At 62.6% G+C, this 12266-nt stretch carries 11 protein-coding genes; 4 read left to right on the top strand and 7 right to left on the bottom strand.

Annotated features, from left to right (window positions below; all coding sequences use genetic code 11):
• Positions 1-18 precede the first annotated feature (18 nt).
• From FEZ60_RS06005 to FEZ60_RS05995, 3 genes are read left to right on the top strand one after another with little or no spacing between them, the layout of a single operon-like run.
• Entirely contained in the window at positions 19-1365 is a 1347-nt protein-coding gene (locus tag FEZ60_RS06005; RefSeq protein ID WP_045068998.1) for an LLM class flavin-dependent oxidoreductase, read from the top strand.
• On the top strand, positions 1362-2597 hold the full coding sequence (locus tag FEZ60_RS06000; RefSeq protein WP_172935734.1) for an MFS transporter: 1236 nt from the start codon (positions 1362-1364) through the stop codon (positions 2595-2597). The genes FEZ60_RS06005 and FEZ60_RS06000 overlap by 4 nt, the downstream gene beginning before the upstream one ends.
• A 9-nt stretch (positions 2598-2606) precedes the next feature.
• Entirely contained in the window at positions 2607-3593 is a 987-nt protein-coding gene (locus FEZ60_RS05995) for an LLM class F420-dependent oxidoreductase (RefSeq protein ID WP_141486413.1), read from the top strand.
• Between the two features lie 23 nt (positions 3594-3616).
• Here FEZ60_RS05995 and FEZ60_RS05990 read toward each other — a convergent pair whose 3' ends face one another.
• The 6 genes from FEZ60_RS05990 to FEZ60_RS05970 all read right to left on the bottom strand — a co-directional run bounded on the left by FEZ60_RS05990 (position 3617) and on the right by FEZ60_RS05970 (position 11361).
• Positions 3617-4279, bottom strand: coding sequence for a DUF3239 domain-containing protein (locus FEZ60_RS05990; RefSeq protein WP_033234082.1), 663 nt, complete (start codon positions 4277-4279; stop codon positions 3617-3619).
• Positions 4280-4361: 82 nt separating this feature from the next.
• On the bottom strand, positions 4362-6452 hold the full coding sequence (locus FEZ60_RS05985; RefSeq protein WP_242484457.1) for a dipeptidase: 2091 nt from the start codon (positions 6450-6452) through the stop codon (positions 4362-4364).
• A 97-nt stretch (positions 6453-6549) separates the two neighbouring features.
• Positions 6550-8208, bottom strand: a complete 1659-nt coding sequence (locus FEZ60_RS05980) for a DNA repair helicase XPB (protein WP_033234083.1) — start codon at positions 8206-8208, stop codon at positions 6550-6552.
• 216 nt (positions 8209-8424) lie between these two features.
• Positions 8425-8589 carry a hypothetical protein gene (locus FEZ60_RS05975; RefSeq protein ID WP_165826323.1) on the bottom strand — a complete coding sequence of 55 codons (165 nt, stop codon included), beginning with the start codon at positions 8587-8589 and terminating at the stop codon, positions 8425-8427.
• 234 nt (positions 8590-8823) lie between these two features.
• A complete protein-coding gene (locus FEZ60_RS32850) occupies positions 8824-8949 on the bottom strand; it encodes a hypothetical protein (RefSeq protein WP_254922770.1) in 126 nt (41 codons plus the stop codon).
• Positions 8950-9036: 87 nt separating this feature from the next.
• Positions 9037-11361: a helicase-associated domain-containing protein gene (locus FEZ60_RS05970; protein ID WP_033234085.1), complete on the bottom strand. Its 2325-nt coding sequence runs from the start codon at positions 11359-11361 to the stop codon at positions 9037-9039.
• Positions 11362-11421: 60 nt separating this feature from the next.
• Here FEZ60_RS05970 and FEZ60_RS05965 point away from each other — a divergent pair, with 60 nt between their 5' ends.
• A complete protein-coding gene (locus tag FEZ60_RS05965; RefSeq protein WP_033234086.1) occupies positions 11422-11610 on the top strand; it encodes a hypothetical protein in 189 nt (62 codons plus the stop codon).
• Between the two features lie 88 nt (positions 11611-11698).
• On the opposite strand, the gene FEZ60_RS05960 is transcribed toward FEZ60_RS05965, so the two are convergent.
• Positions 11699-12259 carry a transglycosylase family protein gene (locus FEZ60_RS05960; protein WP_033234087.1) on the bottom strand — a complete coding sequence of 187 codons (561 nt, stop codon included), beginning with the start codon at positions 12257-12259 and terminating at the stop codon, positions 11699-11701.
• Between the last annotated feature and the right edge of the window lie 7 nt (positions 12260-12266).

Raw genomic sequence — 12266 nt, 5'->3', positions numbered from 1 at the left:
AAGGAACGTTCTTTTATCATGTCCGAACGACAGTTTCACCTGAACGCATTTCTCATGGGCGTCGGCCACCACGAAGCAGCGTGGCGTCATCCGAATACTGATGCGGCTAACTTGTTGGATGTCAAGCATTTCCAGAATCTGGGCCGCATCGCGGAACGCGGGAAGCTCGACTCGGTGTTCTTTGCCGACGGTTTGGCCGTCGGTCCGCGCGTCAAGCACAATACCCAGGCGATTTTCGAGCCGGTCACCTTGCTGTCGGCGATAGCGGCAGCGACAGACAAGGTTGGCCTGATCGCCACGGCTTCGACCAGTTACGGCGATCCGTACACTCTCGCGCGGAAGTTCGCTTCGCTCGATCACATCAGCGGTGGCCGCGGCGGGTGGAACATCGTGACGTCGGCCGGCGCCGATGAAGCCGCAAACTTCGGACTGGGTGCAGTGCCGGCGCACAGTGACCGTTACGAGCGGGCCGAAGAGTTTGTCGATGTGACGCTTGACCTCTGGGACAGCTGGGAAGAGGGCGCAATCCTCCTGGACGAGGAGACCGGCGTGTTTGCCGACCCGGACCGAGTACACCGCATCGACCACGACGGTCCACGATTCTCGGTGGCCGGGCCGCTCAATTCGCCGCGATCGCCGCAGGGCCGGCCACTACTGGTGCAAGCTGGATCCTCCGAAAGTGGTAAAGATTTCGCGGCGCGATATGCCGAAGCCGTCTTCACTGCGCAGCGAACACTCGAACAGGGCCAAGACTTCTACTCCGACCTCAAATCCCGATTGATCAGGTACGGCCGCAACCCGGACGACCTCAAAGTGCTGCCGGGAATCGTTCCCTTCATCGCAGACACGGAAGACGAAGCAAAAGCGCTCGAGCAGTCGTTCACCGATCTGATCTCGCCGGAGTACTCGTTGCGTCAACTCTCGAACATGGTGGGCGTCGACCTCACGGAGCACTCGCTCGACGCACCTCTTCCGCCGTTGCCCGATCTTGATCACATCCAGGGCAACAAGAGCCGATACCAATTGGTCAAGGACTTGGCTGAGACCGAAAAGCTCACGGTCCGTGAGCTGATCGGCAAACTTGGCGGTGGGCGGGGACACCGCACTTTTGCCGGGACGGCGGAGCAGGTTGCCGACGAGTTGACGGAATGGTTCGACAAAGGTGCAGCCGACGGTTTCAATATCATGCCGCCGTACCTGCCGGGTGGGCTCGAGATATTTGTCGATCGGGTTGTGCCGATTCTGCAGTCCCGGGGGCTTTTCCGTACGGAGTACACCGAATCCACGTTGCGTGGCCACTACGGGCTTGCGGAGTCGGTCGGTAAGCGCTCGCGGGCTACGGTGGCCGTAGAAGTGAGCGCGTGACGGAAACAGTTCCCCGAGCGCAGCCAGGAGTAGGCGCGCTGAAGCCGTTGGTGACAACGGTTTTTGTCCCGGCTGCGATTTTCGGAATCGGCCAGGGCGCGGCGGCGCCGATCATGGCTGTGACCGCCCGGGACCTCGGGGCGTCGATCACCGTTGCGGGACTGATCGTTGCGCTCGGCGGATTGGGCGCTGTTCTCGGTGATCTACCGGCCGGCCGGATAGTCTCGCGTTTCGGCGAGCGTCGGTCCATCATCGGCGGAAGTGCTCTCGGTGCAACAGGAGTGGTGATCTGCCTGTTCGCCGCGACTCCCTGGGTACTGGGAATCGGAGCCCTGCTGACCGGACTGGCAAATGCGGTGTGGGGCCTGGCTCGGCAGAGTTACCTCGCTGAGACGGTTCCGCTGAGCTTGCGAGCCCGGGCGATGTCGTCGTTCGCGGCGATGTGGCGTCTGGGATTCTTTCTCGGACCACTGATCGGCGCCGGGGTGATTCTGATGATGGGCACCCGCGGCGGTTTCCTGGTTCAGTTGGTCGGTGTTGTACTCGCCGGGGCTCTGATGGCACGCGTTTCCGATCCACCGCGCACGGTCGACGCGAGCGGCGGCGCACACCGACTCGTCACGTTGACCGACATTCTCGGTCGACATCGCGCACCGCTGTCGACACTGGGCATCGGATCTGTCCTGATGGGCGCCGCTCGGGCGTCGAGGGAAGCGGTACTTCCACTGTGGGCATTGCATCTCGGGTTGGACGCTGCCCAGGTCAGTGTGATCTTCGGTGTGGGCGCGGCAGTGGATCTCCTGTGCTCGTATCCGGCCGGGCACATCATGGACCGCTACGGCAGAAGATTGGTGGCGGTCCCGTCGCTCACTGTGATCGGAGTGTCGTATCTTCTGCTGCCGCTGTCGACAGGAGCATTGGGATTGACCGCGGTTGCCGTTGTCATGGGCATCGGCAACGGGTTGGGCAACGGAGTCATCATGACGTTGGGTGCGGATATCGCTCCACCGGACGAGCGGGCCGAGTTTCTCGCAGCCTGGCGCCTGACCCATGACACGGGGATGTTCGGTGGACCTCTTGCGATTGGTGTGCTTGCTGCTGCAGTTCCACTCGGTTGGGCCTTTGCGGTTCTGGGAGCGACGTCCTTTGCCGGCGCAGCGGTGATGCATCGATATATTCCGCGCTATTCGCCGTCCGTGGCGGCGCAGGCGGATCGCGGACGGTCTGGGTAGGCTCGCATGATGCGATTCGGACTCTTTGTTCCTCAAGGCTGGCGCCTGGACCTGGTTGGCATCGACCCTGCACAGCAGTGGGAGGTGATGCGTGACTTCACGTTGCGGGCGGAAGCGGGACCGTGGGAGTCGGCGTGGGTGTACGACCACTTTCATACGGTTCCTGCGCCGACGGAGGAAGCAACGCACGAGGCATGGACCCTCATGTCGGCCCTTGCCGCGTCGACGTCGAGTATCCGGTTGGGCCAGATGTGTACCGCCATCAGCTACCGCAACCCGGCCTATCTCGCAAAAATTGCGGCCACCACCGACCTGATCAGTGGAGGTCGTGTCGAAATGGGTATCGGCGCCGGCTGGTACGAGCAGGAATGGCGCGCCTACGGCTACGGTTTCCCTTCTGCCGGTGAGCGACTCGGCCGTCTCGACGAGGGAATCCAGATCATGCGACAGTCGTGGTCGACCGGCAGCGCGACGCTGGATGGCAAGTACTACCAGGTCGACGGCGCTATCTGTCGACCACTTCCACTTCAGGACAAGGGAATCCCGTTGTGGATCGCGGGCGGCGGCGAGAAGGTCACCCTGAAGATTGCGGCAAAATACGCGCAGTACACCAACTTCGACGGCACACCCGAAGGATTCGAGCGCAAGTCCGAGATCTTGAAGAAGCACTGCGATACGGTGGGCACCGACTTCGACGCCATCGTCCGCTCCGCAAACTACAACGTTGCCATCGGATCGACGGAAGCCGAAGTGGCCGAGCGGCTTCGGGTAGTCAAAGACCGGCTGACGCCTCTGGTGGGCGAAGCTGCTGCCGAAGCGTCGCTGGACGCGTTCCGCGGTATGCCCGCAGTCGGAACTCCGGAACAGATCATCGAAAACCTGTCAGCTCTCAAGTCACAGGGGCTTGAATACGGGATCTTCTACTTCCCCGAAGCTGCGTACGACACCTCGGGCATCGAGTTGTTCGAACGTGAGGTATTGCCGGCACTGCGCTAGAGCAGTTGCCTCAGCGGCAGTTGCTAGCGCAGGTTGTCGGGCAGGTCAGCCGGCTCGATCATGACGCGGCGTTCCGGGTGGGTGCGAACTTCCTTCGAGTCAGCGAGGCGACTCTGAAGGAAGTTCCACTCACTTGCACTGATCGCTGCGGTGGCGCGGGCCAGGACTCGGGCGTCCTTGGTGCCCCATTCGATGGGCATCGGGTTGACCATCTGCCAGACGTCGTCCTTGCTGCGTGTGGAGCGGTCCGACCGCAGGGCGACCGACGGAACACGATCGCCGACCTTCCAATGAGGGTTGAGTCGGACGTTTCGGCTGACCAACGCGTATCGCGGTCCTTGCGTCGACGGCTTCGCGACGTCGATCAACGCGGTCAGTGTCGCGGCGCGAGGGTGAATCTCGGAGACGATCGTGGGGACCAACGGGTTTTCGCTGTACAACTTTTCGATGCTTCCCACCTTGCGCGGCGCCCATACGGCCACACCCAGCGAGCTGATCGCGCCGACAGCGAGAACAGCGCCGGCGATGGTGGACCACACCGCACCCATGCTGATGAGCCAGGCGGCAAGCGCAGCGAGGATGAGGGCGAAGATCACGGCAGAAACCTGCAGACGACGGACATCGGCCAACGTGTCGTTGACGGACTTCGCGTGAGCCTTGTCGACGGTGAACTGGAAATCAGCCACTGGTGTGTTCCTTCGCAGGTGGCGGGCGGGTGTACTCGGTCGAGGGCTCCTGAAAACTCCAGGAGCCACTCCACCAGGGTAGCTACTTCCGCGCGCGCTCCCACATCTGCAGGTAGGCCTCCGCGCCGCGGCTCATGTCGTCGATAATCTGATCTCCATCCGGCCCCGCGGCAATACGCATGTCCGCAATCCAATCGGGGATCATTCCGTACTGAGCCACACCGTCGACGTTGACGTCGAAGACGCGGTCGCCGGCACGCTGCTTGTCCATGACTGTGCCGTCGAAGGCGGTGTACGGGTACTGCAAAGGATTGGCGTCGGCATCACTGCGCGGCGCGGCCTGGGGACCGAATCCGTTGGTGTCGGCGCCGTAGCCGAATCCGAAGTAGTAGTTTTCGCTTCGCATCTCCCTGGCTTCGCGCCACTGGTCGATGAATCCGGTCTCGCCGTGCTTACCGTCGGAAGCATCGAGTGTGCCCGCGTACAGCGCAACAAAACCACCGAGTGCATAGATCCGCCGGTAGAAGCTTTCGTCGCTCCAACTGTGGCTCGACACAACGCCGGAGTACTGGGCGGTTTCGAGGATACCGAGTGTCGCGTCCGCTGCCTTGACGCTCATGTGGTCGATGTCGATGATCATGCCTCGCTCCATCAACCCGCGGATGGTGTGCTCACCGAGAGCACTCAATCCACGTGAATTACATTGCGCACCGGCCGGATACACCGGAAGCGTCACGCCGGGTGGGAGTACGGCGAGGAGATTCTGGGCACCGTCGACCTTGGTGGGCAGCTCGTTGTCCTCGGCGACGCCGGTGCACGGTTCGGACTGCCAGAACTCACCGGTACCCAGGTAGTTACCGATGTTGACGGCCACCCCGGTGATGCCGCCGTCGAAACGCGTGCCACCTAAGGCATTGTCGAACTTGTGCGTGACGATCATTTGCCGGACACCCAGATCGTAGAGTTCGTCCAGACCGCGATCGATATCTTCGGTCGTGCACTGCGGCACATCGTTTCGCAGTGTGCACCCGAAGGGTTCCGACACCTCGATACCCAGCGTGACGGCCAGTTTTCCGTCGGCCGCCACCTGCCGGGCTTCGGCCGGTGAGCTTACGATCCGGAACCAGCCACGGCCAGGGCCGCCGTACTGTGCGTCGACGTAATCCTGGATCTCACGAGTCTGCTTGGCCTGGATCCGGATCGTCTCCATTTCGTCGCACGGATTGCGTTTGGTCGGATACAGCTCGCACAGAACACGATTGGCAACAAGAAGGTTGGTGAAGATGCGCAAACCGCCGCGCCACGCGCGTTCCACCCACGTGTAGTAGGTCTGCTCGTGAGTCAGGGAATCGTGAGCCGGCCAATCGGGGAAAGTGGGCCACCCGGCGGTGTTGTGGGTTGCGAATGGATCGCCGAAGGAGAGAACGTTTTCGAGTAGCGCCGGCATGCCGTTGGGTTGATGGTCCGGGCAGTCGACCAGCGCGGCAGTGACGCCTTGGGGATCAAAAGGCTTACCGCAGTGCAGATTTCCTCCCATGAACTCGGACGCATTCATATGGACATGCGTATCGATGAATCCGGTGACCTCGCCGCCCGGGCCTATCTCCGACGGCGTACCAGTAGCGTTCACTTCGGCTTCCGGGAAATCGGCGCATCCGGTGCGGGGGATCAGGGCAAACGAGGCGGCATCCGGTGCGCCGCCGGGTTCGGCCAGCGACAGGGTGGAATCGTGGCTGACCAGTGTTCGACCGTTTGTGGTGGCGGTGAGAACAAATGTGTCGCCGCTCGACATCACTGTCCAGTCCGTCGACGGGGTCGCGATTGGCGTTGCCACGACGCCGCCGGCGCCGTCATGGGCAAGCATCGATCCGTCGGTGCCGTAGAACATGAACCGGCCGAGTTGCGCCGCATGGAGCCTGAATGATTCGGCGTCGTCGACGGTTGTTCCGCCGCTGCGGTAGCCGCTTCCGTCCCGGTTCACGAACGCACTGTCGGCACCCTGTAGTGCGTAGCAGCCGTTCGCAAGCTGATACACCGTTGTACCTGGGGCGACCGGAGTCGCCGAACTGACGCCGGTGGTGGCAACCACTCCGATTGCCGACAGCAGCGACGCTGTCAGAAGCGCAACTGCGGCGCCGAGACGACCGCGTGAACGTGTAACCGAGCGCAACATGCGCGACTCCCCGATAGGCACAAGTGTGACAGGGAGCACGCTATCGCGATATGGACGTCCGTCCAGCTAATTAGTGAAACTTGTTATAGAAATGTGTTCAACCGATGGCTGGGCCCAACAGGTCGTCCGCGTCGGTGATTCGATACGCGTAGCCCTGTTCGGCGAGGAACCGCTGACGGTGTGCCGCGTACTCGGCATCGAGCGTGTCGCGGGAAACCACCGAATAGAAGTGCGCCTGACCGCCGTCGTGCTTGGGTCGCAGGAGGCGCCCGAGTCGCTGAGCTTCTTCCTGCCTCGATCCGAAGGTTCCCGAAACCTGAACGGCGACAGACGCCTCCGGAAGGTCGATCGAGAAGTTCGCGACCTTGCTCACCACCAGCGTCTGGATCTCGCCGTTACGGAACTGATCGAACAGGATCTCGCGTTCCTTGTTCTTGGTCGATCCCTTGATCACCGGTGCGTTCAGGGCTTCACCGAGTTCGTCGAGCTGATCGAGATACGCACCGATCACCAAGGTCGGCGAATTCGGATGCTTGGCCAGAATCGACTTCACGACAGCAATTTTGGTGTGCGCCGTCGAGCACAGTTTGTAGCGCTCCTCCGGTTCCGCCACCGCGTAGGACATGCGTTCGGCGTCCGTCATCGTCACTCGCACCTCGACGCAATCGGCCGGCGCGATCCAGCCCTGCGCCTCGATGTCCTTCCACGGAGCGTCGTAACGCTTGGGGCCGATGAGCGAGAATACGTCGCCCTCGCGGCCGTCCTCGCGGACCAATGTTGCTGTGAGGCCGAGGCGACGACGCGACTGAAGATCGGCAGTCATGCGGAACACCGGCGCGGGCAGCAGATGAACCTCGTCGTAGATCACCAAGCCCCAGTCGCGAGAGTCGAATAGTTCGAGGTGCTTGTACTCACCCTTGGTACGACGCGTGATCACCTGATACGTCGCGATCGTGACGGGTCGAATTTCCTTGCGCTCACCGGAATATTCGCCGATTTCTTCCTCGGTCAACGACGTGCGGGCGATGAGCTCACGCTTCCACTGACGACCGGCAACGGTATTGGTGACGAGGATGAGTGTGGTGGCCTTGGCCTTTGCCATGGCTGCCGCGCCCACCATCGTCTTACCGGCGCCACACGGCAGCACGACGACGCCCGAGCCGCCGGCCCAGAACGAATCCGCCGCCATCTGCTGGTAGTCACGCAGTTCCCAATGGCCCTCTTCGAAAGCGAGATCGATCGGGTGCGCTTCGCCGTCTACGTAACCGGCGAGATCCTCGGCCGGCCAGCCGATCTTGAGCAGCATCTGCTTGAGGCGACCGCGCTCACTCGGGTGCACGATCACGGTGTCGTCGTCGACCTTCTCGCCGAGCATCGGTGAGATCTTCTTGTGCCGCATCACTTCGGTGAGCACTGCGCGGTCGAGGCTGACCAGGATGAGGCCGTGAACCGGACTCTTGACCAACTGCAAGCGTCCGTACCTGGCCATGGTGTCGACGATGTCGACCAGCAGGGGCTGCGGGACGGCGAACCGCGAGAACGAGACCAGTGCGTCGACTACCTGCTCGGCGTCGTGTCCGGCGGCACGGGCATTCCACAAGGCCAGGGGCGTGATGCGATACGTGTGGACGTGTTCGGGGGCCCGTTCGAGCTCGGCAAAGGGTGCGATTGCCTGTCTGGCATCGCCGGCGCGCTCGTGATCGACCTCCAACAGCAGCGTCTTGTCGGATTGGACGATCAACGGTCCGTCGGTCACGAAGTCCTCCTGGTGTAGCGAATGCGATGGTGCAGCCGTGTAGCGAATGCAGCAGTGTCGCGGCAACCCTGCCATTGTCCTGCCATCGCGGTGAATACGCCAAGTGACGGGCAATACACAACGCAAACAGGGGTGCCCACACTTGGGCACCCCTACGTCAACGTGGCACAGTTGACGGCTATTCCTGACCCCGTATTTCGGAGACGCGGAAACTTTTTATTTCTGCGCCACCGCAGACTTTCGCATTTCCATGACGTGAGTTATCGCTTCGGAAATTCCGGAGCGATAACCGATATTCTTTTCGCTGTCACCGGGAGTTGAATCAAGTTCTGATTCGAGTCTGGTTTGAATGCGATCAAGCGCATGGATTGTTCTTTTCACGGTGGGTCCTTTGTTTTACGAACGACCCGATAACAAAATTCCGGGTCGACGAGCGTGTTCGTCGAGGACGCAGACCGCGGCCAGTGTCATCCCGGCAACATATCCGCGGGACCGTGGATCTGTGCCTCTGCTACTGGACCTGAACTGGTCGAACGTCTCGTGAAGGTAGTCGAGTGCATCGGTCTCGGCTTGCATGATGAAAACTTCTCGAGAGAAGAACGAAAGTATTTTCCGTCAGCTCCGCTTTCTCTTGCGAATCAATTCCGAAGAATCCGCTGCTTTTTCACGCTTTTCTGCGCGGCGTTCCTTGATCGACTGGGCGGGCTTTTTCATGTTCTTACCCGGCGCCTTGTCAGCCATTGTCGCTCCTCATTTTTCGAAGTGGCAATCACAAACTGACCTCGACCATACTTCATTTACAGAAAAAAGCCAGTTGCATTTTTCCGATCACTTTTTTCCGGACTCGACAGGGCTGACGGAGGTGATGCGGTGCAAGGTGAATCGGCGCACTGCGCCACTCGCCGGATCGAATGCGTCCAACTGCCCGCCGCCCACGCTGACCGGATCGACGATGCGATGCGTGGCCACCCCCTGAGCGTCGACGTAGCCGATGTTGACGCTCTTTCCCTCGCGGGCTGCGGACGAGAGCAGCGCGATGGCGGCGGCATTGCTTTCCCGCGATCCGTCGGCGCGAACCCCGCCCCGGCCGGGTGTGGCAGCGCGGTCGCCGGCTCGCATTGTTCGCACCAGTGCGTCGAGCTGTTCCGGCGACGGACTCGACGGCGTTCGGGTGGCGTGCCGCAAGCGACGGTTCGGGATTCGAGCCCCGCGCGGGCGCAGATCGACGAGGGCACCCGACGAATCCTCGCCTGCGGGCGCAAAGCCGGCAGCGCGAAGTTCGGCCAGAACTTCCCGCAGCGGTGCCTGGGACACCGCCACCGTGGGGGCGAGGGCGCGCAAGGCCAAGGGCTCCGCGACGGGGGAAGCGAGAACCTCGGCCAAGAGGGATGCGTCCTCGCATCGGATGAACGACGCGGCCACGCCCGCCCGCAACCGGCCGTGCCGGCGTGCAACGTCGTCGATGAGGTACGAAAGCGATTGTGGTACCGGAGTTTTGGACTTCGTGCTGAACATCGTCTGCAGTTCCGTCGCCGTCAATCCGGCATCAAGTGCTCGGCGGATACTGCTCTCGCTTATGCGGTACATCGACGCCGCACCGGCCGATTCGATATCGGCTACCAAGGTCACCTGCTCGAGCAGGTCAGGTACCAGCGGGCCGGGTGCGACCAACGTCAGGTCGGCCTGAACCAGGATGTAGTCGATCGGCTTCGGCAGCGCCGCCGCCATTTCGGCTTCGGCGTCGCCGCCGTGCAGCATCGCCCGCCCAGGTGAACTCAGTGCGCCCCGCGCCACCAATCCGAGAGCCGACGCCTCCGCAAGTGTGTTTTCGACTGCAAATGTCCGAAGCCGGCCGCTCCGTCGGGGATGACGCCACGCAAGTGAACGGCTCACCTCGGCGGGCGAGGCGCTCTGCCCACTGTCGAGTTCGGCCAAGAGTCCGAGAATCGACGCCCGGTCTCTCGGTGCAGACGGTGCGCGGCCCTCCTCCGCCAGCGCGGCGATCGGCTTGTCGGACGGATCGCGCATTCCGATCATCCAGGGGACTCGGGGGACATCGATCCACGCCGACGCCAAGACCTCCCATTTGCGGGCCGTGGTCGCGTTGAGCCAACCGTCGACCGTTATCGTCGGGGTCCAGTAGTCGTCCGCGGTGTCGGACGCCGGGGCGGGGTCGGGGGTGCCGCTGGCAATCAATCCGGCGGCGGCGAGGAGTTCGACCACAAGATTGAGCCGACTCTCGTCGAGGTCCGCGGCCTTCGCGATACGTCGTAGTTCACGCACTCCGAGTCCACCGGCGCGCAACGCCGGGGCAGGTGCGGCCCCGAGAACGGCGATCACGTTTTCGCTCTGGCGAACCAACTCGAGGGCTTCGCCCGCGGCCGCCGCATTGACGTCGGCAGGTTTGAGTTTGTCGCCGGTGATCACCGGCGCGGTGAGCGTTGTCGGATCGAAGACTGGTTCGCCGCGGATAACCTGACGTACCGTCGCCGGCAACTCCACCGTCTGCTCGTCCAACCACCGGAGCAGGCCGGCCGCCAAGAGTTTCTGCACAGGACGATCTGCTGGCGTTTCCGGAGCCGCGTCGCGGGTTCGGCCGATGGGGCTCGAGTTGGCCAGCGTCTCGAGCAGACCGCGTTCACGTTCGCCGAGCGAATTGAGCGCCGCGGTGATCTCGGCTTCCGACATGGACTCGGCGGGCTCGAGGGCGCGGCCCAGTCGCCAAGGGATGGTGTCGATGGCAGCGGGGACGATGCTGATCGGATCCGTGCCCCAGATGAGCGCATAGGCCCGCATCTTCGCAAGCGAGGCATCGACTGCCTTCTTGGTGACCTTGCCCTTACCGGTGAGGGCGCGGGCAGCGAGCGCGTCGTTCAATTCCGCGCGCGTCATGGGGGTTTCCTCGGCGCCGGCGAGCGCCAGCAGTTCGAGAAGTCCGAAGTCCAGTGTGTCCAGCTCGTCGGCTGCTCTACCGACCGACGCGCGTTGCTGTGCGCGTCCACTGAGCACCACCATCGTGCTCGGCGGCGGCACAGCGAGATCCGGCCGCAAACGCAGTAGTTCCGTCAGCTCGGCGTCAGTGCGCGCCGACAGCCATTCGGTCAAACTGTCGGCTCCGGAAGTGCCCGCCTGGGTGCCACGTATTTCGGTCATCAGGTATCAGATTAGAGACCTGGTATGTACGGCGTAACGGAGTCCTGTCAAAATGGCTTCGTGGCCAACAATTCGAAGCAGCACTATGTAGATCCAGGATGGCCGGAAACTGCAGACGGAGATCACGCAGTGACCGAATTGTCATCGACCCGCTCCGGTGGACTTTCACCGTTCGGCGAGGACACCACCTTCCCGTTACCGGTGGAGTCACTTCCTTACATCCATCCGTACACCGTCATCAATCGCTAGATCCACTACGCGAAGAAGGCCCGCACCGAATCGGTGCGGGCCTTCTTCGTAGCTGGGTGCGTTCGAGCGGAACGCGCAGTTCGCAGTCCTACTTCAGGAAAGACTTCGCGGTGTCTGCTGCTGCAAGGATCTGGGGATCGACGACGATGCCGTTGGCCTCGGCGAATGCAATGGCCTGATCGATTGCGTCGGAGACCGGATGTGCGACGGTCTGAGCGACCTGCTGTGCCGGTGCGGCGGGTGCGGCCGGCGTCGTGGCCGGAGCGGACCGCTGCGTTGCGCCGCTGCTCAGGCCGAGGCTCGAGGAGCAGGACGGCCAAGCGCCCCATCCCTGGTTGGCCAGGACGCGCTCGGCAACAACGATCTGCTGCTCGCGAGTGGCGTTGTTTGCGGTGGCTGCGTACTCGCCGCCGCCGTGTGCGTTCCACGTGCTGGGGGAGAACTGCAATCCGCCCTGGTAGCCGTTGCCGGTGTTGATGGCCCAGTTGCCGCCCGCTTCGCACTGTGCGAGGCGATCCCAGTCGGAATCGGGGGCAGCGCTGGCGGTACCTGTGGCTGCGATTCCTGCTACACCCATGATGGCGCCGGTGACGGCGACCTTGGCGACAGTGCGGCCTGCGGTGGTGGGCTTGCGATGGCGTCCGCTCATGATCGTG

Source organism: Rhodococcus sp. MS16 (assembly GCF_013277795.1).
Lineage (GTDB): Bacteria > Actinomycetota > Actinomycetes > Mycobacteriales > Mycobacteriaceae > Rhodococcus_F > Rhodococcus_F globerula.
The sequence above is the reverse complement of the archived record's forward strand: the minus strand, read 5'-3'. Positions and strand labels throughout refer to the sequence as shown.